General features: G+C 53.6%; 23 protein-coding genes. 21 read left to right on the top strand and 2 right to left on the bottom strand.

Translation table 11 applies throughout. The annotated features are described in order from the left end of the window. From WKI47_RS24155 to WKI47_RS24135, 5 genes are all read left to right on the top strand, one after another. Nucleotides 1-1404, top strand: a complete 1404-nt coding sequence (locus WKI47_RS24155; RefSeq protein WP_340229759.1) for a GldG family protein — start codon at nucleotides 1-3, stop codon at nucleotides 1402-1404. Next, nucleotides 1401-2354, top strand: a complete 954-nt coding sequence (locus tag WKI47_RS24150; RefSeq protein ID WP_340229758.1) for a DUF4340 domain-containing protein — start codon at nucleotides 1401-1403, stop codon at nucleotides 2352-2354. The genes WKI47_RS24155 and WKI47_RS24150 overlap by 4 nt, the downstream gene beginning before the upstream one ends. 322 nt (nucleotides 2355-2676) lie before the next feature. Then, nucleotides 2677-3420, top strand: a complete 744-nt coding sequence (locus WKI47_RS24145) for a sulfite exporter TauE/SafE family protein (RefSeq protein WP_340229757.1) — start codon at nucleotides 2677-2679, stop codon at nucleotides 3418-3420. Nucleotides 3421-3455: 35 nt separating this feature from the next. After that, nucleotides 3456-4016: a TetR/AcrR family transcriptional regulator gene (locus WKI47_RS24140; RefSeq protein WP_340229756.1), complete on the top strand. Its 561-nt coding sequence runs from the start codon at nucleotides 3456-3458 to the stop codon at nucleotides 4014-4016. A 132-nt stretch (nucleotides 4017-4148) separates the two neighbouring features. Next, a complete protein-coding gene (locus tag WKI47_RS24135; RefSeq protein WP_340229755.1) occupies nucleotides 4149-5918 on the top strand; it encodes an oleate hydratase in 1770 nt (589 codons plus the stop codon). A gap of 422 nt (nucleotides 5919-6340) precedes the next feature. On the opposite strand, the gene WKI47_RS24130 is transcribed toward WKI47_RS24135, so the two are convergent. Next, a complete protein-coding gene (locus tag WKI47_RS24130) occupies nucleotides 6341-7159 on the bottom strand; it encodes a class I SAM-dependent methyltransferase (RefSeq protein WP_340229754.1) in 819 nt (272 codons plus the stop codon). A gap of 201 nt (nucleotides 7160-7360) precedes the next feature. Between WKI47_RS24130 and WKI47_RS24125 the strand changes: the two genes are divergently transcribed. The 12 genes from WKI47_RS24125 (at nucleotide 7361) to WKI47_RS24070 (ending at nucleotide 19773) form a co-directional block, all read left to right on the top strand. Beyond that, nucleotides 7361-7930 (top strand): hypothetical protein, encoded by a 570-nt coding sequence (locus WKI47_RS24125; protein WP_340229753.1) that lies wholly within the window; start codon nucleotides 7361-7363, stop codon nucleotides 7928-7930. A 32-nt stretch (nucleotides 7931-7962) separates the two neighbouring features. Continuing rightward, nucleotides 7963-8505, top strand: a complete 543-nt coding sequence (locus WKI47_RS24120) for an AAA family ATPase (protein ID WP_340229752.1) — start codon at nucleotides 7963-7965, stop codon at nucleotides 8503-8505. Between the two features lie 51 nt (nucleotides 8506-8556). Next, entirely contained in the window at nucleotides 8557-8823 is a 267-nt protein-coding gene (locus WKI47_RS24115) for a hypothetical protein (RefSeq protein WP_340229751.1), read from the top strand. 244 nt (nucleotides 8824-9067) lie between these two features. Further along, nucleotides 9068-9274 carry a hypothetical protein gene (locus tag WKI47_RS24110; RefSeq protein WP_340229750.1) on the top strand — a complete coding sequence of 69 codons (207 nt, stop codon included), beginning with the start codon at nucleotides 9068-9070 and terminating at the stop codon, nucleotides 9272-9274. A 33-nt stretch (nucleotides 9275-9307) separates the two neighbouring features. Continuing rightward, nucleotides 9308-9940, top strand: coding sequence for a class I SAM-dependent methyltransferase (locus tag WKI47_RS24105; RefSeq protein ID WP_340229749.1), 633 nt, complete (start codon nucleotides 9308-9310; stop codon nucleotides 9938-9940). Between the two features lie 250 nt (nucleotides 9941-10190). Next, a complete protein-coding gene (locus tag WKI47_RS24100) occupies nucleotides 10191-10928 on the top strand; it encodes a hypothetical protein (RefSeq protein ID WP_340229748.1) in 738 nt (245 codons plus the stop codon). A gap of 412 nt (nucleotides 10929-11340) precedes the next feature. After that, complete coding sequence (locus WKI47_RS24095; RefSeq protein ID WP_340229747.1) at nucleotides 11341-13062, top strand: response regulator transcription factor; 1722 nt, start codon at nucleotides 11341-11343, stop codon at nucleotides 13060-13062. A 12-nt stretch (nucleotides 13063-13074) separates the two neighbouring features. Then, complete coding sequence (locus tag WKI47_RS24090; RefSeq protein ID WP_340229746.1) at nucleotides 13075-14880, top strand: sensor histidine kinase; 1806 nt, start codon at nucleotides 13075-13077, stop codon at nucleotides 14878-14880. 417 nt (nucleotides 14881-15297) lie between these two features. Beyond that, nucleotides 15298-16611 (top strand): ABC transporter substrate-binding protein, encoded by a 1314-nt coding sequence (locus WKI47_RS24085; protein WP_340229745.1) that lies wholly within the window; start codon nucleotides 15298-15300, stop codon nucleotides 16609-16611. A gap of 297 nt (nucleotides 16612-16908) precedes the next feature. Next, complete coding sequence (locus WKI47_RS24080; protein WP_340229744.1) at nucleotides 16909-17844, top strand: sugar ABC transporter permease; 936 nt, start codon at nucleotides 16909-16911, stop codon at nucleotides 17842-17844. Next, entirely contained in the window at nucleotides 17837-18661 is an 825-nt protein-coding gene (locus tag WKI47_RS24075; RefSeq protein ID WP_340229743.1) for a carbohydrate ABC transporter permease, read from the top strand. Before WKI47_RS24080 ends, WKI47_RS24075 begins: the two co-directional genes overlap by 8 nt. A 371-nt stretch (nucleotides 18662-19032) precedes the next feature. Next, on the top strand, nucleotides 19033-19773 hold the full coding sequence (locus WKI47_RS24070) for a glycerophosphodiester phosphodiesterase (RefSeq protein ID WP_340229742.1): 741 nt from the start codon (nucleotides 19033-19035) through the stop codon (nucleotides 19771-19773). A 159-nt stretch (nucleotides 19774-19932) separates the two neighbouring features. Here the strand turns inward: WKI47_RS24070 and WKI47_RS24065 are convergent, their stop codons facing one another. Then, nucleotides 19933-21051 carry a helix-turn-helix transcriptional regulator gene (locus tag WKI47_RS24065; RefSeq protein ID WP_340229741.1) on the bottom strand — a complete coding sequence of 373 codons (1119 nt, stop codon included), beginning with the start codon at nucleotides 21049-21051 and terminating at the stop codon, nucleotides 19933-19935. A gap of 140 nt (nucleotides 21052-21191) precedes the next feature. On the opposite strand from WKI47_RS24065, the gene WKI47_RS24060 reads away from it, so the two are divergent. The 4 genes from WKI47_RS24060 (at nucleotide 21192) to WKI47_RS24045 (ending at nucleotide 23182) form a co-directional block, all read left to right on the top strand. Continuing rightward, nucleotides 21192-21635, top strand: a complete 444-nt coding sequence (locus WKI47_RS24060; RefSeq protein ID WP_340229766.1) for a VOC family protein — start codon at nucleotides 21192-21194, stop codon at nucleotides 21633-21635. Nucleotides 21636-21805: 170 nt separating this feature from the next. Beyond that, nucleotides 21806-22126, top strand: coding sequence for a multidrug efflux SMR transporter (locus WKI47_RS24055; protein ID WP_340229740.1), 321 nt, complete (start codon nucleotides 21806-21808; stop codon nucleotides 22124-22126). An 18-nt stretch (nucleotides 22127-22144) separates the two neighbouring features. Then, complete coding sequence (locus WKI47_RS24050) at nucleotides 22145-22513, top strand: multidrug efflux SMR transporter (protein WP_340229739.1); 369 nt, start codon at nucleotides 22145-22147, stop codon at nucleotides 22511-22513. An 81-nt stretch (nucleotides 22514-22594) separates the two neighbouring features. Continuing rightward, a complete protein-coding gene (locus WKI47_RS24045; protein WP_340229738.1) occupies nucleotides 22595-23182 on the top strand; it encodes a TetR/AcrR family transcriptional regulator in 588 nt (195 codons plus the stop codon). The last annotated feature ends 289 nt before the right edge of the window (nucleotides 23183-23471 follow it).

Below are 23471 nucleotides of genomic sequence, written 5' to 3'. Positions count from 1 at the left end.
ATGAATAAAAAATCCAAACGCATATTGCACCACGCGAATACACTGGTTATTGCGCTCGCTTCGATCGGCTTGTTCGTGCTGTTGACCCTTTTCCTGACCAAAGCTTCCGGCTTCCAACTCGACCTGACGGCGAACAAGCAGTACACGCTATCCGATCAGACGACTACCGTGCTGGGCAAACTGCCGGATCAGATCAAAGTCGAAGTATTCACCAACAACGATACCGACGGCGAATTGGTCACCCGAGAGATTACCGATCTGGTCGGGGAATACGCGAAAAAAAGCAGCAAGCTCGACGTGCATACGTATAGCCTCGTGCAGCAGCCGGAACTGGCGCGTCAGTATAATTTGTCGTCCAGCTCGATCGTCCTGACGTACGGCGAGAAAACGCAAACGATCACGTTTCAGGAAATGTTCGGCTCCGGCGACAGCAGCTCGTACACCTTCCTCGGGGAGTCGAAGCTGACAAGCGCGCTTAATGCGCTGATCGCGACCGAGACGCACAAAGCTTACGTGCTGGCCGGACACGGCGAGTTCCCGCTATCGCGTCTAACCCAACTGACAGCAGGACTGAAAGCCGATAATACCGAGGTTGAGGAACTGCAATTGTATCAGGCGGGCAAAATTCCGGAAGATGCCGATCTGCTGATGATCGTCGCGCCGGAGACCGATCTGAGCGACGAGGAACTGAAGCTGATCGAGACGTATCTGGACGGCGACGGCAAGCTGTTCCTGTCGCTGGGCTTCAACCCGGATATGAAAAGCGATTGGAAAAATATCGACGCGCTGATGAAAAAGTACGGCGTGACCGACGAGCATGCGATCGCGGTCGACAAAACGAACACGCAGCTCTACGATCCGCTGACCGTCGTGCCGAGCTATGAAAACCACGCGATTACCGACAAGCTGCGCGAAAGCAAAGTGTACCCGATGACCTATCTGTCCGTCGCATTGAATGCAACCGCCGAAGCGCCGGAAGGCTTGACCGTCTCGCCTCTGCTCAGCACTTCCGCCGAAAGCTACGGGGAAACGGATCTGGCCGGACTGCTGCAATCGACCAGCGAATACGCGGAAGGCACCGATTTGAGCGGACCGCTGTATTTGGGCTACGCGGTGGACGATGCCGACGGCAATCCGAAAGTCGTGCTGCTCGGCACTTCCTACTTCCTGACGGACGACCAGATCGCGGAGCAGGGAAACAAAGACTTCGCGCTGAACAGCATCAACTACTTAAGCGGCAACGTCAGCGATCTGACGATCCGCGCGCGCGAACGGCAGCAATACGAGACGGCCTACCTGACCGCGCCGCAAGCGCGTTATATCTTGATCGGCACGATGATCGTGTTCCCGCTGCTGTTCGTTCTGGCGGGCGTGCTGCTCTGGTGGAGACGGAGACGCGTATGAAAAAATATATTCCGACTTTGATCCTCGTCGTCGTGTTCATCGGCGGTCTGGGCTACGCGCTGTCGCAAAATTTGTTCGGCGAGGAAAAGGAAGCGCCTGCCGCCAAGCTGACGACGATCGACACCGCGAAAGTAGCCGGCATTCGCATCGCCAACGGCGACTTGACGTATCAGCTCGTGAAAAACGGCGACGACTGGAGTTTTACCGAACCCGAGAAATATCCGACCAATCCGTACGCCGTCGATTCCTGGCTGGATACGCTGTCGGCAGCCGAGCAGGGCAGCGTCGTCGAGGAAGCTCCCGAAGACGCGAGCGGCTACGGGCTTGACGTCGCGACCAAAGGCATCACGTTGACCGAAACCAACGGCACCGTCGTCACGATCGCGATCGGCGACACGCTGCCGACCGGAAGCGGCGATTACGCGCAGATCGACGGCGGTTCCGTCGTGCAGATCGATACGAACGCCGCGTCTTCGCTGCTGCCGAGCATCACGACGCTGGTCGATACGACGCCGTTCTCCTGGGACGACGCCGATCTGAGCGAATTGGCGTATACGCGCGGATCGTCAGCCTGGACGTTGACGAACTCGTCGTCCGACGAAACTTCTCCGGTCTGGAAACTGGACGGGCAGGCGATCGAAGATACCGATGCCGCGACGATCTCCGGTTCGCTGAAGTATATCGCCAGCGACCGTCTGCCGGTGAAAGCTTCGACGCTGGCTTCGGCCAAAAAAGACTTCGCGCTGAAGCTCGTCACGCGCGAAAACGGCAAAGCCGAAACGCGCATCTACACCGGCAAGCAAGACCCCGACACCGACCTGATCGTCTGGGTCATCCCGGAAGGCAGCGAATGGGCTTACGCCGTGAAGCCGGACGATCTGAAAACGGCGGAAACGCCGGTGATCGCTTCGGCGGAAGAGTCGGAGGCGGCGGAGACGGACGGAGAATAAAGTCTTTTTTCTCCGAGATAGCATGTAACGGATCGGGAGGACTCTTAGCCTTAGCTTCGAAAAAGGCGTCTTCCGGATTTATAAAGGATCGCAACGGCGCGTAACGCCGGAAATAAGGCGGATTGAGTCGTTTTGCGTTTGGATCATATTTCAACGACTGGGCGTCACGACGATTCGTCAGCTTCAAAAGAACGCTCGACAAGGCGGTGCAACGGACAAGCGTTCCGTTACGCCGTCTTTTCGGCGTTCTTTCTTGTTCCTTCGCAAATGCGCTATGATGGAAACATCAGGTAAATCGCTCGGAAAAGAAAGAAGGGGCGTCATGACAGTATCTGCCGTGCTTGTTTTCGCCGTGTTGATCATTCTCGCGGCAAGCTTTGTTCAAACGTTGACCAGTTTCGGTTTTGCTTTGATCGCTTTGCCGCTGCTGAGTCTGTTTTTGCCTTTGCGGCAAGCGGTTCCGATCATTGTCATTTTTAGCTTGTTTGTCTGTCTGCTAGTCGTCATTCCCAACCGCCGCGACGTCAACGTCAGGCAGATCTGGCTGTTGATCGCGGCGGGAATCGTCGCGGCGCCCTTCGGCACTTATTTGCTGGTCGTCGTGGACGCTTCTATTCTCAAAACGGTCACGGGTCTGCTGATTTCGCTGTTTGCCGCGCTGATGCTGCTCGGAAGATCGCTGCCGATCCGCAACGAACGCATCGCTTTTCTGACGGCGGGACTGTTGAGCGGATTGTTGAACGGAAGCATCTCGGTCAGCGGCCCGCCGTTGGCGTTGATTTTGTCCAATCAGGGAATGGGCAAGCAGGAGTTCCGTGCCAATCTGGCGCTGAACGGCGTCGTGCTCAACCTGGTCAGTATCGTATCGTTTGCGGCGGCCGGTTTGTTGGATCGGGAAACGGGCAGCTTTTTGGCGGGCACGATTCCGGCAATGCTGATCGGGGTCTGGCTCGGAGCGACAGCCGTGCGTCGTTTCGACGAACGATTATTTAAAAGGCTCTCGCTCTGGCTGATCCTCGGGTCGGGCATCTGGACAGCGTTAAGCGGTCTGGGATGGGTCGGTTGAAAAATAGCAATCGGAGAAAAAAGGAGGACTCCCGCATGACGCAAGTCACCAAACGCGCGCTCGCCGCATCGCTCAAAAAGCTGCTGTCGCAAAAAACGCTCGACAAGATCACCGTGATCGACATTGCCGAAGATTGCGAAGTGAACCGGCAGACCTTTTATTACCATTTCAAAGACATCTACGATCTGATCGACTGGATCTATACGCAGGAAGCCGCCCGTGCGCTGGATGGCAACAAGACGTACGAGACGTGGCAGCAAGGCTTGTCGCATCTGTTCGAATACATACGCGCCAACCGCAATTTCGTGTTGAATACGTACCATTCCGTCAACCGCGAGCATCTGGAGCGCTATCTGCATCAGGAAGCGCACGCGCTGCTGATGGGCGTGATCGAAGAACAAGCGGCCGGGAAAAACGTGCGGGACGCGGACAAAGATTTTATCGCCCACTTCTATAAATTCGCGTTCGTGGGCTTGATTCTGGATTGGATCAAAAGCGGCATGCGCGAAGACCCGACCGGAATCGTGGCGAGATTGAGCGTGCTGATTCAGGGCGATTTTGCCGCAGCGTTGGAGCGGTTTGAAGCGGGACACTAGACATTCCTTTCCTTCTGTCCAAAGTTCCGACATCCTTCGGTCATTGTCTATGTCCCGTTTTTCCGAAAAGTCCTATGCTGGGAGCATATTCCGAATGGCTTGAAAATCCTAAATCCTTTGGAGGGAATGCTCATGTATTACAGCAGCGGTAACTACGAGGCGTTCGCAAGACCGATGAAACCGGAAGGCGTGGACGGCAAATCGGCGTATCTGGTCGGGGCGGGGTTGGCTTCGCTCGCGGCGGCGTGCTTCATGATTCGCGACGGGCAGATGAAAGGGCAGCGTATCCATATCCTCGAAGAACTGAATATAGCGGGCGGCGCGCTCGACGGCAGCGAAGAAGAGAACAAAGGCTTCGTGATCCGCGGCGGCCGCGAGATGGAAGACCATTTCGAATGCTTGTGGGATCTGTTCCATTCTATCCCGTCGCTGGAAGTCGAGAACGCTTCGGTGCTGGACGAGTTTTACTGGCTGAACAAAAAAGACCCGAACTACTCGCTGATGCGCGCCACGATGAATCAAGGCGAAGACGCGCATACGGACGGCAAATTCGGACTTAGCGAAAAAGCGTCGATGGAGCTGGTGAAGCTGTTCCTGACGCGCGACGAAGATCTGTACGATCTGAAAATTACCGACGTGTTCACCGAGGACTTTTTCGCTTCGAACTTCTGGCTGTACTGGCGGACGATGTTCGCGTTCGAAGATTGGCATAGCGCGTTGGAAATGAAACTCTACGTGCAGCGCTTTATCCACCATATCGGCGGGCTGCCGGACTTCTCGGCGCTCAAGTTCACCAAATACAATCAGTTCGAATCGCTCGTTCAGCCGATGATTAATTATTTGCAGGAGCACGACGTGCATTTCGTTTACGATACGAAAGTGACCAACGTGATCTTCGAACAGCGCGGCGACCGCAAGCTTGCGACGAAGATCGAATGTATCCGCGGCGGCCAACCGGAAAGCATACACCTGACCGAAGAGGATCTCGTGTTCGTGACCAACGGCAGTTGCACGGAAAACGCGACGCTCGGCGACCACAAGCATGCGGCCGAACTGAATACGCAGCCGGGCGCGTGTTGGGAACTGTGGCGGAATATCGCGGCTCAAGATCCGTCGTTCGGGCGGCCGGACAAATTCTGCACGAATATCGACGCGACCAAATGGGAATCGGCGACGGTCACGACGCTGGACGATCGGATTCCTCCTTATATCGAAAAAATCTGCAAGCGCGATCCGTTCAGCGGCAAAGTCGTGACGGGCGGCATCGTCAGCGTGAAAGATTCGAGCTGGATGATGAGCTGGACGCTGAACCGTCAGCCTCATTTCAAAAACCAGCCGAAAGACCAGCTTGTCGTATGGGTGTACGCGCTGTTCACCGACGTGCCGGGCGATTATATCCGCAAGCCGATGAGCGAATGCACGGGCGAAGAGATCACGGCCGAATGGCTGTACCATATGGGCGTGCCGGTCGAAGACATTCCGGAACTCGCCGCGACTTCCGCCAACTGCGTACCTTGCATGATGCCTTATATCACGGCGTTCTTCATGCCGCGCACGGCGGGCGATCGGCCGAAGGTGGTGCCGGACGGCTGCACGAACTTCGCGTTTATCGGCCAGTTCGCGGATACGGAACGGGACACCGTATTTACGACCGAATATTCGGTGCGCACCGCGATGGAATCCGTGTACGCGCTGCTCGGCGTCGATCGCGGGGTACCGGAAGTGTTCGCGTCCGAATACGATATCCGCACTTTGCTCGATTCCACGTCGAAGATGATGGACGGCAAAAAGTTGAGCGAGTTGAAACAACCGCTGCTGCTGAAACTGGCGGAGCAAGGTGCGTTGAAAAAAGCTTCGGGCACGGTGGTCGGGGAGTTGTTAGTGAAGTACGGAATTGTGTGAAAGTTGGACGTGTAATGGAAAGGTAACTAGGGCGTGTACGCAAACTCAGGCGACGTGCATCTTGAGCTACCTTTTCGCCCTCCTCTACGTCACTTTCCCTTGACGTGCCCCGGCACGCCTTCGGAAAAGTTCCTGGATGAGAACGATAATTCAGCTCAATCTGCGCCCTTCGGAGTTTGCGTACACGCCCTAGCGAAGACCGATTTTGCGACAAGGGAGAATGAAGCCTTTGAGCAGAGTCGGTCTTTTTTGTCCAACGAAATTTCGATTCGGCGCGTCTATAAACGGGATCGTCAACAGCAATAGCGGAAAATTCAGTCTGGACTTGGAATAAGGGAGGGAATCGAGTAATTGCTTTCTTGGCTTGCAAAGAATTAAACCGGCTTCCAAGTGTTTGGAAACCGGTTTTTCTTCTTGCGAAGTTACTTCACGCCAAGCCGCATTCGGTAGCCGAACAGCACTTCTTTTTCTTTTCCTGCAAAAAAAGCTTCGACTACTCGTCCGAATTCTTCCGCAGCGGCTTGTACGTCTTCCGCCCCGCGTTTAATCGCTCCCTGCGTACCGCCTTGACTGAGCGCGATGTGAGTATACCGCTTCGCGTCGCAGGTTTCCCGGTTGTGGAACACGATTTCCCGGGTATACCGGAATTTTCCCGAATCACGGATCTGCTGCAAATGCTCGTCCTTCGGCCATTTGTGCGCTTGCTCGGTCTCGTGCGACAGCTCCCGAACCCGGCGATCGGCAAGGGCAGACAATTGCTCGTAAGCAGCTTCGACGTCCGCGTTCAATACCGGAGGCCAATCGCAATCGTAGGCCGCAAATACGCCGCCCGTGCGCAGCACGCGTGCGAATTCGGTCAGCGTAGGCTGCGGATTCATCCAATGGAACGACTGCGAGCACGTGATGAGATCGGCCCAGCCGTCCGCCAGCTTCAAATTATCCGAAAAGCCTTCGACAAACGTCAATTCTTCAGGGCCGCCCGCCGCAATTCGTTTGGCTTCGGCCACCTGACGCATATCGATGCTGGGTTCGATCCCGACGATCTGCTGTGCACGGCCTAGCCACAGAAACGTCGAAAGTCCCGTTCCGCAACCGACATCGGCTACATGGCGCGGCGTTCCTTCAAGATAAGTCTCCAAAAGACGAATCACCTCTTGCGGGGCGGCCGGACGATTGCGGTCGTAAAGTTCGCCGAATCCGGCAAAACGCTCAACATTGTTTTTGCGGATATGTTCCAGCATGTATGCTCACTCCTTTTATATTTGAATGAATTCCATGTTTGGTCCTTATTATCACATATTTTCTTAAGTAGATCATCTTCGTCTTATGGTTTAAGGCAAAAGGCATGAAAACGATTGACCGTATGAAAAAGAGGAAATACGGAAGAAACAGGGAATGATAAATTGGGAAAGAAAGTTTGATCGGAAAGCGAGGCTGAAAGGATGCTTTTGTTGATCATGCAGGGTGTTATCACGATATTCGTGGTTGGCATTGTCGTTGGTGCCCTTGGCGATCGGGTCAAGCATCCGATCTCGATTGCAGTAAATCTGCTATTCCTGGGGTTATTGTTTACACTGGGATCGCTTATGAACGTCGAACCCGATCGTCCTGCGGGTAACGGTAATCTGGCCTTACTGTTGCTGATTCCGATTGTGGTGTTGGGTCTAGTGCTATTGTTTCAACTATATACTGCACGTTTATTCAGACGACTTCCGCCGCTCGCGCTTGGCTTCGTATTGCTGGGCTTGTCGGCACATCAAGCGGCAGGGTTCGATCTTCAGCATGCGCGTTACCGCCATTTGCAGGAAAAGGCGTCGCTGATCCAAAGTCAAACGACAGACTCTCAAGGCGGATACCCGGTTTCTTTGGAATGGGACTCGATGCATATGAACGGCCACTTTTTCCATCTTAATACGTATCTGCTGTTCATCGGATGGATCGCGATTATCGCCGTGCTCTGGCTTCTTGCGGAAATGCTGATCCGTCGCAGGAGGGAAGGCCAACAGAATTGAAATATTTCATTGAGATGAATAAGGAGGACACCATGAATCCATACCGTCATATCCATATTTTCGGTGCATCCGGTTCGGGAGCGACGACGCTGGGCCGGGCTTTAGGGGAGCGGTTGTCGTATACCGTTCTGGACGGGGACGATTACTTCTGGGCGCGTAAATTCGATGAGGCCAGACCGCCGGAAGAACGCGTGAAGATGCTGGAAGCGGACCTCGAACGGCATGATCCGTGGATACTGAGCGGAGCGATCTGCGGGTGGGGCGATGCGTTCAAGTCGGAATTCGATCTCGTTATCTTCCTGTATGTACCGGCAGCAGAGAGACTGGATCGGCTGAAGACTCGGGAATATCGTCGCTATGGCGAACAGGTTTTACCGGGAGGACAAATGCACGAAGAGTCAATTGCTTTTCTGGACTGGGCGGCGCTTTATGACCATGCCGGAGAAGAAGTCCGCAGCTTGAAGCTGCATGAGCGCTGGATGGAGGATTTGCAATGCCCGGTTTTGAAAATTGAGGGTGTGCATAGTGTGGAGGAACGGATAGAAATAGTACGGAGGCATATGCATCACACTTAATAGAACAACAGGAAAGAACGGCGTTTTGATCTTAAAAAGAGAAGGTGTCGGATGTTCTTTATTATTTTTCTAACGTTTGGCTTGATCGCTACCTTTTTCAAGCTAGCGATGTATACAGGCGTATTTTTAATCATTTCTATTCCGCTTAATAAGTTCTGGATGCGATTTTGCAAAGAAAAAAATATTCCTCAAGGTTGGATGTTAACGGTTAAGGTTTTGTTTTGGATTTTGTTTGTAATCGTGATTATATGGAAAGTGCCGCTTGGACCGATAGGAATTCTGAAAAGCGGAGAACAATTAATAGGATTTCCCGACTAAATGGAAGCAACGCGTAAACGCAGAATAGAAAGGAGGCCGCCCGAATGTGGATTCCTTATGAGCAAAAGCGCGGTTATCAGCATGATTTTCGCGTGAGCTACCGGTTTTTCCCGGCGAACGAAGGAGGCAGGTGGTCTTTGCCGGTTCAGGGCTATCGCTGCGACTTTTCTTATGCGGGAGACGATATTTCGCAGTCGGGCATCTATATGCTATCCACCCCGAGTTCGAAAACGCGGAAGGCGGTGTGCAGCTCGATTCCGAAGCTTCTGTCCGCGAAAAGGGTACGGCTCGGATGTGGGTGTTGTTTCCGGCCATGCGGCGAGAGGTTCATGCGAGGCGGATCACGGTGGGCACCAAAGGCTTTTTTATGGAAGGGCCGAGACGGGTAGCAGCGGTTGAAGTGATCGAGGTGAACGGATTGTCGGAAAATGCGAAAAACGTGATCGATTGAGAATACATAGCTATCAAGCGAGAGGAGGAACGGATGAATACACCGGATAAAAAATACTGGAACACCACCTATACCGAGCTTCCTTTTCATGTCGATCATGACGGTTGGCTGGATAAGTACGCCGTATGGCTTGACCCGCAAAAAGGAAAAATCGTCGATCTGGGCTGCGGGCTGGGACATAACGCGAAAGCGCTTCGGACTCAAGGATTCGATGTGCTGGCTTGCGATCTGTCGGAAAAAGCGTTGGAGCAGCTTCGGCAGGATGAACCGCAAATGAAGACGCTCCAGTTGGATATGGCGGACGGACTGCCTTTTGCCGACGGGTCGCTGCAAGCCGTAGTCGCCGATCTGAGTTTGCATTATTTTTCAAGAAGCACGACGGTACGGATTATCGGCGATATCCATCGTGCGCTGCAACCGGGAGGGCTGCTGCTGTGCCGGGTGCATGCTGTGGCGGAACTGGCGGTGAAGCAAGGGGCGGTAGCGGTAAAAGACGATCCTTTTTTATATGAAAGCGAAGGGATTTTGCGCCGATTTTTCGATGAAAGACAGCTGCGGCAATTTTTCCCGGACCCGGAGTGGGAGACAGTGGAGCGAAACGAGCAAGCGATGGAACGATACGGGCAGCTCAAAAGATTTTGGGAAGTAGGGGTGAAGAAGCTCTGAGCGAGTCGAAAAAGCGGAAATGTTGACCAAACATCAAAAAAACGATGCGCAGAAAGTCGCTTTTTCGCTAAATGCTAACGTTTGGTCAACACTTTTGCCGGATTTGCTCCCAAGTGAAGTGCGATGAGTTAAAATGTTGACTAAACGTTATAAATTTTAAAAATGGCAAGGGCAGAGCTAGAAAAAGTGTGCAAAACGTCAACAATGCGCAACCCGTTAGGGTTTATTAGCAAACAAAAGGAGAGCATACATGGACAATCGATCGGCTTATGGATACGACCGGAACAGGCAAGTTTACGCTCAGGTTCCGGGCTATTGGGATTTTCTAAAGTATCATTTGTTGTTGTTTGCTTTGCCTTCCGTAGTAGCGGTGGTTCTGATGTACGGTCAGTTGGCTTATCTGGTGACGGTTTTTCTTTACTTTCTTCAAACAATGGCCGGAGGGGGAAGTGAAATCTCGGCGGAGCAATGGAGCCTTGCGTTGGCCGGCGTGTTCCAATTGTTTATTTATTCGATGGTCGTGGGCGTTGTGCTGCGGGTGCTGTCCGCGGGTTTGTTTTTCCTTCCGACTTTGGCACGCAGCGGCAGATTGAATCTGGGGACGGTCATGAGAACGGGACTGCGTTACTTTCTTCCGACGTTGTTGGTGATGATTCTGGTCGGTTTGATCGTCGGTTTGGCCGGTTCGGTCTTGTCGTTTATCCCGATTCTCAATGTGGTATCGACGCTGGTCGCCGTATACGTGCAGGCGCTGGTCAGCATCTACTACGATTACTGGTTCTCTTATAACGAAGCGGCTGGGCGTCCGGTATATAACGGTCCGATGGATCGTCTCAAAGCTTTGTACGGCAACGACGGAGCTTTTTGGCTGTATGCGCTTTTGCTGATGCTGTCCTACTTCTTTTTTGCCTCGGTGTTCGTGAAGCCGTTTATTCAGATGAAAATCACGGAGCGTATGGGCATGCTGGAGTCTTCGCGGAACTGGTAATCGAAAACGTAATCGGTATTGTCTTCGTCATGCGGACTGTCCAAAAGGGAGATTTCCCAATGGGCAGTCCGTTTCGTTTATGTGGAGGTTAGGGCGTGTCTTAAAACTCAGGCGATGTACATCTTTTACCGCCTTTTCGCGCTCCGTGGATATCGACCTGAAGCATGTCTCTATCCACCCATGGCTTCGTCACTGTTTCTTGACGTGCCCCGGCACGACTTCGAAAAAGTTCCTTGCAGAGCACAAAAATTCGGCAAAATCTGCTTTCATCGGAGTTTTAAGGCACGCCCTAACCGATTGTTTGTGATACGATGTTGTAAACGTTACCAAGTAAACAAGGCGCGCCGATTGAAAGGGGTCAATCCGGACGGAGCTGTTAAAGCGGTCAACGCATAGAGAAGGGGGCTCATGAATGGAACGGATTTGCAAGGTTCTAATCGTGGATGATGAAGTACTGGTACGGCAAGGTATCAAGCATTATCTGGACTGGGAAAAGTACGGCTTCCGCATTGTGGGTGAAGCTTCCAACGGAAAAGAAGGGCTGGAAGCCATAGAGCGTCTTCAGCCTCATATCGTGCTCACGGACATCGTGATGCCGGTTATGGAAGGCGAGGAATTTACCCGTTTGATCAAAAAGAATCATCCGGGCATCGAAGTTGTCGTGCTCAGCAGTTACGGCGAATTTGATTATGTGCGTTCGACTTTCCAAAACGGCGTTGCCGATTATATTTTAAAACCGAAGCTGGAAACGCAGGAGCTGCTGCGCGTCCTGCAAAATACGGCCAAGCGGATTCCGTCGATCCGCTATACGGGCGAAGGGCTCGGCGAAGGGCCCGACGCCGAAACGCTGCTGGAGAAGTTGGCGTCCGGTTACGACGCCGACGAGGTCGCTCCGCCTGCCGTGCTGGCGGAGCTGTTCCCGCACGAATCGTTCGTGCTGGTCGGCCGGCTGCGCCCGGCCGGCCGCAAAGCCGCCGGCGCGTCAGCCGCTTCCGGCGAAACCGGGCCGCCGCTCGCGGAGCGGCTGCGGCAGGCGCTGACGCCGGATGCGCCCCTCGCGGCGCCTTACGGCCCGGTGCGCGTGTACGCACTGCCCGTAGCGGCCTCCGGCGCCGCGGCAGGCAGCGAAGCGGCGCTGATCGGCTTGCAAGCCGGATGCCGCGAGGCACTGATCGCCGCGTTGCATCGCTTCGCGGCAGCTCCCGCCGGGGCCGCAGGCCCGGCCGAAGTCGCCGCTTCGCAGGCGGCTTCCCCGGCTTCGCCGCCGGATACGGAAGCGATGCTTTCCGCTTCCGACACGGCTTCGCCCGGCGAAGCCTACCGCCCCGCGTTCTGGGCGGCCAGCGAAGCTTTTGCCGCGCCGCGCGAACTCGGCGCTTCTTATCGCCAGGTACGCGAGCTGCTGGATCTGCGCTTCTTTTTCCCGGATCGGACTCTAATGCTGCCGGAGGAGCTGCCTGTTGCCAGCGAGCCGCTTCCCGCTTTTGACCTGCGCACGTTCACGGAAGAGATCAAGCGCGAGCACTTTGACGAAGCGTTCCGCGATTTGCGGCTGTACGCGGCGAAGATGGCAGCGGATCACCGTTGCACGGCGGTCGGGTTAAAATCGTTTCTGGGCAATATCGTGTTCAATCTGATCACCTTGCTCGGCAATATGGACTACGACGCCGCCGATCTGGATGAAGCCAAATACGGTTTTTTCCGGGAGATCGAAGACGCGCAGGATGCGCCGTCCGCTGTGCGGTTGCTGGAGGATTTTATACGGCGTGCCGAATCGAAGGTTGCCGAACGTACGGATCAACCGGGCGGCGCCAACATGAAAAAGCTGCTCGCTTATATCGATGAGCATTACGCCGAAGCACTGAGCCTGACCGGACTCGGCAAGCATTTTCATTTCAATCCGTCCTATCTGTCCAGTTACTTCACCGCGCATAACAAAGAAGGTTTCAGCGAATATTTGAACAAGATCCGGGTCGCCAAAGCCGAAGAGCTGCTACGGGACGGTGAACTGAGCATTTCCGAAATCAGCGGCCGGGTTGGCTATTCGGACCCCGGTTATTTTACCAAAGTATTCAAAAAACAGACCGGCTTCTCCCCGAGCCAATACCGCAGACAGCATCCGACAGGGCGATAAGGAGGCACTTTCATGAAAGCATACTGGCGCCGATTCCACGCACAGCGACTATTCGTTAAGCTGTTCCTGGTTATGGTCGTCAGCACAGTGACCGTCAGTATCGTCACTTCGCTCGTCACCATCCGCATGTCGGAGCGACTGTTTACCGAGACGTTCGGCATCACCAATTCCAAAGTATTGAACCAAATCCGGACCGGCATGGAATCTTTTAATGACTCCGTAGTCAATGCTGCGGCTTACGCGGCGCAAAACGGCACGATCAAAACGTATCTGAGCGGAGGAGAATCGGATTCGACCCGGATGGCAGGCACGTATTTCGGCATGAACCAGCAGATGAGACGGGTCAAATCCAACGTCGACGCGTACAGCGTCGGCTTAACCGCGGTCGGCGTGAATGGACGCAACTATTCGACGGATCGCAATTACTGGCCCGTTCCCGAGGATCGGCTGATTGGGCATCCGCTGTCCCAACGCACGGAAGCGGAGCCGAAACGGCTGATCTATCAATACGATATGGAGCGCGGCGAAGACGGCAAAGCCGTTCCGTATATCGTCGCGTCCAAAGCATTGATGGAGCGTACGACCGGCTTTATCTACGGCGATCTATACATTTCGATTCGCGAAGACGAATTCCGGCGCTTCTACGGTAACTTTACGAGCGCGGGCAATGACGTCGTCATTTTGGATGCTTCGGGCCGAATCGTATCCAGCAACCGCGCCGAATGGATCGGTACGGTATCCGCGCAACTGCTGGGCTACGCCGAACCTTCTGCGGAAAATGAAGAGGTCGTAAGGCGGAACGCCGACGTATTCGGTCGAAGTTCCATTTTGCTGTCCAGTTATATTCCGGAATACGACTTTTATCTGGTCAATCTGATCGATCGCGACTATGCCGCAGGCAAAATTGTCAATTTTCGCGATCTGGTGCTGGTCGGCGGCTTGATCGTCGGGGCGGCGCTGCTGCTCGTTTTCCTTATCACCCGACGCCAGACGCGTTCGTTGACGGTGCTGGTTCGCCAGATGTCGACCGTTACGGAAAAAGATTTCGACAACTACGTTCGGGTCACCGAGTCGGCGGGCTATGAAGTGCAGGAATTGAGCCGTGCGTACAACTACATGCTCGACGAGCTGAATAACTACATCGCCAGGCTGCTGGAAACGCAAAAGGAACGGCGCAACGCGGAATTGGCGGCGCTGCAACGGCAGATCAATCCGCATTTTTTGTACAACACGCTGGCTTCGATCAAGATTCTGGTGCAAAAAGGCGACAAAGAAGCGGCCGCGGAGACGATCAACGCCTTGATTTCACTGCTGCAAAACACGATCAGTAACGTCAGCGAGACAATCACCATCGAACAAGAGCTGGAGAACATGCGTAACTACGTGTTTATCAACCATGCCCGTTACGGCGACCGGATACGGGTCAACGTATTCGCCGCGCCCGATTGTATGCACTACCGCGTACCCAAGCTGATCATCCAACCGTTTATCGAAAATGCTTTTTTCCATGCGTTCAACGAAAAGCAAAACGGCATGATCTACGTCCTCGTTTCCCAAGCGGACGGCCAATTGGTCTGCGAAGTCAGCGACAACGGCGACGGCATGGACGACGTAGGCGAATGGAGCAAAGCCGAAGGCGGAACCGCACTCCCGAATTCCAAAAGCAAACGCCAACTCTTTACCGGCATCGGCGTCCGCAACGTCCACAACCGTATCACCCTGCTGTACGGCGAAGAATACGGCATATCCATCGACAGCCAAAAAGGCGAAGGCACCAAAATCAAAATCACCCTGCCGCTGATTACGGAAGAGTCTTGAAGTCTTAAGCCCGCTGTCCCGAAAGCCGCAAGATCGGTCCGGGACAGTTTTTTTGAATTGAAAGGGCGAAGGTCGAAAGATCGGACTTCGCCACGTCGGCTACGATTGTCGCATATAAGCAGAAATGCCCGGTCAAGCGGTCAGCCGCAGGTATTGCGAGCGTTGAAGGAGTGGCTTGATCGAATTGATCGACCAAGCAAAACTTTAAATTTTACGGATTCCCAAAATTATTACCAAATGATAACGTTACCATTTTTGCGACATGCAATGATTTCCCTATTCCGTGCAAAGATATTCCTAACCTCCTCGGAAGTCGCAATGCTAAGATTATTCTCGTAAAGCAACCGCTTACATCACTAATTTTCATGGAATGATTAGGGAGTCAGATCACAATCACCTACGGGGAGATGAAAAAAGATGAAAAATTGGAAAAAGATTTTGCTGCCACTGGCGGCATCGGCATTAATGCTTTCGGCTTGCTCGGGCGGCGGAGGCGGCACGACGGCTACGACAAACGGCAGCGGTGGCGATACAGACAAAAAAGAAATCACCGTCTGGGCCTGGGACCCGAACTTCAATATTGCCGCGCTTAACCTGGCTAAAGAAAAATACGCCAAAGATCATCCGGACGTGACGATTAACATCGTGGAAAACGCGCAAGCGGATATCGTCCAGAAGCTGAACACCGGCCTGAACTCCGGTACGACCAAAGGGCTGCCTAACGTCGTTCTGATCGAAGACTACCGTGCGCAGAACTTCCTCCAATCGTACCCGGATGCGTTCCGCGATATGTCCGATAAGATCAAAGCCGAAGACTTCGCCGACTACAAAGCAGGCCCGACAAGCTTTGACGGCAAACAGTACGGCATTCCGTTCGACTCCGGCGTTACCGGTTTTTATATCCGCACCGATTATTTGGAACAAGCGGGATATACCCTGGACGACGTGACGGACATCGACTGGGATCAATTTATCGAAATCGGCAAAAAAATCAAAGAAGCTACAGGCAAAGCGATGCTGACGCAAGATCCGAACGATCTCGGCACGCTGCGCGTCATGCTGCAATCGGCAGGCTCGTGGTATCTGAAAGAAGACGGCGTAACGCCTAACATTGCGGGCAACGCGGCGTTCAAAGAAGCACTTGAGACTTACAAAGCGATGTTTGACGCGGACATCGTGAAGCTGAACTCCGACTGGAGCCAATTCGTAGCGGCGTTCAACAGCGGCGACGTGGCTTCCGTTCCGACCGGCAACTGGATCACGCCTTCCGTCAAAGCCGAAGCTTCGCAATCCGGCAAATGGGCAGTCGTGCCGATTCCTCGCCTGAAAGACACAGCCAACTCCATCAACGCATCTAACTCCGGCGGCAGCTCGTGGTATGTGATGAACGTTGACGGTCAAGAAGCGGCAGCCGACTTCATGGCATCGACATTCGGCTCGGATGCTGAACTGTATCAAGACCTGCTCAGCAAGATCGGCGTACTGGGCACGCTCAAAGCTGCTTCCGGCGGCGAAGCTTACGAGCAACCGGACGAGTTCTTCGGCGGTCAGAAGATCTACGCGGACTTCGCGAAATGGACAACCGAAGTTCCTAAAGTCAACTTCGGCCTGCACACTTACGCGATCGAAGACATCCTGTCCGCGGAAGTTCAGAACTACCTCAATGGCAGCAAAGACGTCGACGCGGTCATGAACGATACGCAAGCGCAAGCTGAGGCTCAACTGAAATAAGCAAGTCAAGCCATCGGTCAGTCAGATAACCCGAAGGATCGACGCGAACGTGAAGCTTTGAAGCCGCACGCCGCGTTTCTCCTTTACGCTTTCCGAAGTCCGGCGAATGTTCGATCGTTCGCTCCACCCCCTTTGCGGACGCGGACTTTCGCCGGACCTTTTCACAACTTAATCCACGACAAGCGGCGAAACTCCCGCCTGCGCGTTATGTATTCAAGCAGCGTTTGAATACATAACGCGAGCGCGGGGGCTTCTTCCGCCATATCTTGTGATGTCAATTTCAAGGAGGAATGCCGGATGAAGACCGCAAATTCCGCAACGGGTCCGGGCAAAAACAGCAGTACGTTTCAGTCAAGCCGCAGTCGTCGTTTCAAAAGTGGTCTGGTCGGCTGGCTCTTTATCGCCGCGGCCGTAATTCTAATCGCTGCCTTTTACTTCTATCCGATGATCCAGGCTCTGATCCTGTCGTTCCAGACAGGGACAGGCATCAATATGAAATTTAACGGCCTCGGCAACTACCAGCGGCTGTTTACGGATAAAATGTTTCTGACTGCTGTCGCCAACACCTTTATTTATCTGCTGTTCCAAGTTCCTATTATGATCATTCTGGCTATGTTTTTCTCGGTACTGCTGAACGATCGCAATTTGAAATTCAAAGGCTTTTTCCGTACCGCGATCTTCTTGCCGGCGATCACGTCGCTTGTCGCGTACTCGATCGTTTTCAAGTACCTGTTCGCGCCGGACGGTCTGGTTAACTCGCTGTTGATGAATATTCATATCATCAATGCGCCGATTCAATGGATCTCCGATCCGTTCTGGGCCAAAGTCACGATCATTATCGCGATCACGTGGCGCTGGACCGGTTACAACATGATCTTCTATCTGTCGGGTCTGCAAAATATCGACCAATCGATCTACGAAGCGGCCCGGATCGACGGCGCTTCGGCGGTTCGCCAATTTTTCAGCATCACCATTCCGCTGCTGAAGCCGATCATCCTGTTCACGTCGATCACGTCCACGATCGGTACGCTCCAATTGTTCGACGAAGTCATGAATATCACCAAAGGCGGTCCCGGTAACGCGACGACCACCATTTCGCAATACATTTACAACCTGTCGTTCGAGTATTCGGCCGATTTCGGCTATGCGGCAACCGTGTCGTATTCGATCGTTATCATGATTATTATTCTGTCGTTCATCCAATTCAAAGTGGCAGGTGATCGAAATGCTTAAAGCGAAAAGAGCCTCCATGTATCTGTTCCTCAGCCTCGCGGCGTTCGTGTCGATCTTCCCGTTCTTCTGGATGATCGTCAGCGCCACGAACAAATCGGTCGACGTTACGCAGGGACGTCTGATTCCGGGTTCGCATCTGCTCGATAACCTGCGTAACCTGACGGCTAGCGTCGATATCTGGAACGCCATGGGCAACTCGGCCAAAATTTCGATCACGACGACGATTCTGGCGATGCTGATCGCGTCGCTCGCCGGTTACGGCTTCGAAATCTACCGCAGCAAAGCGAAAGATATCGTGTTCTCGATCCTGCTGCTGTCGATGATGATTCCGTTCGCGGCCCTGATGGTCCCGCTGTACCGCATGTTCGGCAAAATCACCAACTACTTCCCGACATTCGGGATCGATACGCCGGCGGCAGTCGTGATTCCGACGTTTACGACGGCGTTCCTGATTTTCTTTTTCCGGCAAAGCACCAAGATGTTCCCGCGCGAACTTCTGGAGGCTGGCCGGATGGACGGATTGTCCGAGCTGGGCTTATTCTTCCGTATCTATCTGCCGACGATGAAAACGACGTACGCGGCAGCCGCGATCATCACGTTCATGTCGAGCTGGAACAACTACATGTGGCCGCTCGTCATTCTGCAATCGCCCGAGAATCAAACGATTCCGCTGCTGATCTCGAACCTGGGTTCGGGCTACGCGCCGGACTACGGCATGATCATGATGGCGATCGTCATTTCGACGGTTCCTACGGCATTGGTGTTCTTCTTGATGCAGAAGCACTTTGTGGCGGGAATGGTTGGGTCGGTTAAATAGACTTTTTAAAGTCGTGTTCCTTGGGGAAACATGGGCGGGCGTGCGGGGTGGAGTCGTTTCGGTCGCGTGTTGAAAATGGGAAACTTCGATGAGGTTAAAGATGATGTTTCCCATTTTCAAAGGCGAACGCTTCGCTCCTACACGACTCCACCCCTCCCTTCCTATTGTTTTCAAGGGGACATTAAAAAGCTCTTTCACCTTTGGATGAAGGTGGGAGGGCTTTTTTTGTTGAGTTGTCTGGAATGTTCTCGGACTAAGCGGTGGTTCTTGGGGGTAGGTGTCGGGTATGGGGTAGTGTTCATGTAAGGGGTACGGTATAGGCAGAAGGATACAGCGAGGCAAGATTCCGGGAAAGAAAGAGGCGATACACGATGAAAAGATTTCCTTTGATTACGGCGCATACCGGTTGTATGGGGCAGGGGGAGCATTCGCTGGAATCGCTGGAAGCGGCGTTGAAGCTGGGGGTTGATGTGTACGAAGACGATATTCGCGTGACGCGGGACCGTGTGCCGGTGTTTGCGCATGACGACAAGATCCTGCTACCCGGAAACCAAAGCGCAAGCCTGGCGGCGCTGACGCTGCAAGAGTTGAACGCGGCGCTGACGATTCCGATCCTTCAACTGGAGGACGTGTTGAACCGGATTCGAAACGCGGGACGCGTGATGAATCTCGATATCAAAACGGATGACGCGTTGGAACCGACAGCGGCGTTGGTCAAGCGGCTGGGAATGGACGAACAGGTGTTTTTGAGCGGCTGCCATCTTCAACGGGCCGAACGGGCGAAGCGCTCCGGCATCGTTTTGCGCAAACTGCTTAACGTCGATCCCGACAGTCTACGATATTCAAGTTACGAAGAAGCGGCTCGGCAAGCTTGCGCGGACGCGAATCGGACAGGCTGCTTCGGGTTGAACGTTCCATATCAGGCGGTCAAGCCGGAACTGCTGGACACGGCACAAGCAGCCGGTCTGCGCGTCTACGTCTGGACCGTTGCGGAAGCGGAAGAGATGCGGCGGCTGGCGGGATGGGGCGTCGATTCGATCACCACGCGCGATCCGGCCAAGTTGATCGCGATTCGGGAAGAATGGTTTGCCGAGAATAATTCGAGGGGCTAGTACTCTGTATCAGGTCAAATAGTGGGTTTACGTTTGGCCGAAACGCACACGGGTCTAGTGCGTTTCGGACGAGCGTAACCTTACCTTCTATTGATACAGAGTACTAGACGTCTTTATGAATCATCGGCAGCGGTTGCTTGCGCGTTCGGCGATGGTTCGTCATAACTGCTCGATCAAGTTCAGATAATGCGACCGAAGCCGATCGCGCAGCGTTTCGGGTTCCAGGATACGGATCGAGGAGCCGAACGAAACAAGGAAGTGTAGCATGAAGTCGATCTCCTGCGGTTCGTAGCTGCCGGACAGCAAAGCGTCGGATGCCGGATCTTCCGGGCAATGCAGCGTCATGGACGGGTACAGATCGCGGCGAAGCCGGGTGACGGATTCGGGAGCGACGGAGCAGCGGAAAAAAACGGCTTCGGCCGAAGGCCGGCGCAGCGTATGGGCATCGCGCAAATCGAACGCAAGCAGGTCCGGGATCGGTTCGTCTTCCGTAGGCTCGGCCGACAGTACGCGATCGCAGCGGAAAACGCGGTAGTCGCTTTTATCCAGATCGTAAGCCCGGCAGTACCAGAAACCGCGCGCGGCGTAAACGGCGAAAGGCTGAATGCGGCGTATCGAAGAGTGAGCGTCCACAACGTTAACAGGTTTGCGATCGGTCGTATCGTCGATTGTCGGAAGATATGCCGGCGTTTCGTTCGAAGTCGTCGCGACGGGTGCAAAGCTGCGGTCAGCCGTTCGATCGAACAAGGAATCCGGCTCGCTTTTGCCGCGCTTCGCGCTTGGTTCCACGTTTTTTGCTTTGGCCGCATAACGAATCCGCAACACCTCTCCCCGCACCGCCGCTTGCAGCAACGCTTCCAAATAGTCGCCCGCTTCGGCCGATTCGTCGGGGTAAAAGGCAATCCGATGCTCGAAACGTTCGATCTGCTTCCGCTGTTCTTCCGACACCACATCCAAAAATTTGGCGTGGATGGAAGCGAACGAGACGCGAAACGGATCGCCGGACAGACTGCGCAACGCCTGCATGGCAAAGTACAGCGAAAGCACTTCGTCGTTCGTAAACGAAACGGGCGGAAGCGAAGCGGTGTCGAGTACCCGGTAACCGCCGAGCCTTCCTTGTTCCGCGAACAACGGCAGACCCAGCTCTTCCAAAGATTGAATATTGCGGATGGCGGTGCTGCGGGAAATCCCGAATTCATCCATCAGCTCGCGTAAAGTAAAGCGTCGTTTGCGGTAGGCGTAACGCTGCATGGCATTAAGCCGCTCGGCTTTTTTCATCATGGCCTCCTTGGATAGGCGTAATAGATGTCATAAAATGAAACCTTTTACGAATATGATGTAAGTGTAACCCATATTCGGAGGAGGAACAAATGATGAATACGAACCGAACAGAAGGCCAAGCGGCAAAGGCGACCGATGTGCAGGCCGAGGTGATTCCGTTTCTTTCGCTTCACGGGCAGGCAGCGGAAGCGATCTATTTTTATGAACAGAAGCTGGGGGCAATCGTGTTGCTCAAAGTCAGTTATGCGGATATGGCGCAGCGGGATAAGACGTTCCAATATGCAAGCGGCCAGGAGGCCTGGATCACCCATTCCGTGCTGCAAATCGGCGCTAACAAGATCATGATTGCCGAAGAAGAGACGGATACGACGAGACCGTGGAGCGCAGGCAACGACTTTTCGCTTTGCCTTCAATCTCGCGACCATGATACGATTGTCGGTTTTTATGAACGGTTGACCTCGGACGAACGGACGACGATCCTCGTTCCGTTGACCGCGAATTCGTTTAGCAGCGGTTACGGCATCGTGCGCGACCCGTTCGGCGTTGTTTTTCAGTTTACGGTTACGCAGCATGCGTTTTGAGTGATTGGCTGTCCAAGTAAAAAGTCAAAAAGTCGGGCCTGAGGCGAAAAGCTTCGGTGTCCGGCTTTTTTTGGGAAAACGATAAATAAGCTTGAAAAGAAAACCGTCCAGACGGTATACTAAATTTGATTCGAAAAAAGAAAAAGGCTCGCAAAAACGGAGGTGCTGAATTGAACGCTTATGTATTTTTGGCTGTAGCGATTGTGTCCGAGGTATTCGGCAGCTCGATGATGAAGTTGTCCAATGGATTTAAACGATTGGCTCCTTCGATCGCGATGGTTGCGGGAATGGGGCTTTCCTTTTACATGTTATCCATAGCGCTGCATGCCATACCGCTGGGGACGGCTTATGCGATCTGGTCGGGCGTAGGAACGGTACTGACGACATTGGTCGGCGTGCTGCTGTATAAAGAAAAAATTAATGCGAAAAAAGCGCTGGGCATCGTGCTTATCGTCGTCGGCGTCGTGATCATGAAGCTGGCTACGAACTGAACTGGAGGTGAACCAGAGATGAAAAAAGGGTATTTGTTTTTGAGCTTGGCGATTATGTTCGAAGTGTTCGGGACGACCATGCTGAAGTTGACGGAAGGCTTTACGAATTGGATTCCGGCCGTCTTTTTCATGATCGGAATGGGCAGCGCCTTTTTCTTCCTGACGATGACGCTGCGCCATTTGCCGTTGAGTCTGGCTTATGCGATCTGGGCGGGCGTAGGCACGGCGTTGACGGCGGTGGTCGGTGTCGTGCTTTGGAAAGAAAACTTTAATCTGTTGAGTGGGCTGGGCTTGATTTTGATCATCGGCGGCGTCGTATTTTTGAACTTTTCATCGGGAACGGGTACAAAGGATGCGGCATCTGCCGCCAAGTCGGTCGGATCTTAAGCTCGTCGTGATGCGGCCCGGCTGACAGAGCGTCCCGTGCAACCGTATAATGGGAGTATTCGATAGGGACGGTGATGAGTCATGAAGAAACCGAATAAAAATTCCAAAAAGGAACTGATCCTTGAAGCGGCAGCGGCACTCATCAACGAAGAAGGCGTGGAAAAGATGACGCTTGAAGCGGTGGCGAAAAAGGCGGGTGTCAGCAAAGGCGGGTTGTTGTACCATTTTCCGGGCAAGCAGGAGTTGATCGAAGGGCTGGTCGGATCGCTGACAACAGGCTTTACGGAAAAGCTTAACGAGCAAGCGGAAGAAGAAGGCGACCAGGCCGGAAAATGGGGCAGGGCGTACGTGAGAGCGACGTTTGGAGCGGAAGACGAAAATGGACTAAGCCCTATGCTGGCCGCGCTTCCGGCTGCAATGTTTACGGACCCGCATCTGCTCGATCAAGTACGCGAACAATACGAGGAATGGCAGAAGCTGATCGAAAACGACGGCGTTGACCCGGTGAAAGCCACGATTTTGCGCCTGGCGGTGGATGGACTGTGGTACGCCGAACTGTTCCGACTGGCGCCGCCCGACCCGGAGCTGCGGCGGAAAGTGCGGGACGAGCTGATGAATTGGACGCAGGGAGTTGGCGGAGAACAAGAAGAAGTGATGAAGCAAAAGTAAAGAGTAAGTCGGCGCATAGAGCGACACAGTTGCCATGATAGGAGCGAAGCCGATCGGATCGAATGATGGAGCGGGGTTGACTGTGAACAATCTTCGAAACTCGTTCAGGTGTTCGTGCTCTCCGCAGTATGAAGCCCCCGGAATTTGTATGAATTTCGGGGGCTTTGGTGTATCTTGAGGCTACAAAACCCGCAATAACCGCAAAATCCATTTACTTCAGATACGTCAGATTAGGTTTTTAAAATAACTGCGGATATCCATTTAATAAAGGTGAAATGAGGCATAAGCA

Source organism: Saccharibacillus sacchari (genome assembly GCF_037722395.1).
GTDB lineage: Bacteria > Bacillota > Bacilli > Paenibacillales > Paenibacillaceae > Saccharibacillus > Saccharibacillus sacchari_A.
This window is presented reverse-complemented; position numbering and strand designations above follow the sequence as displayed.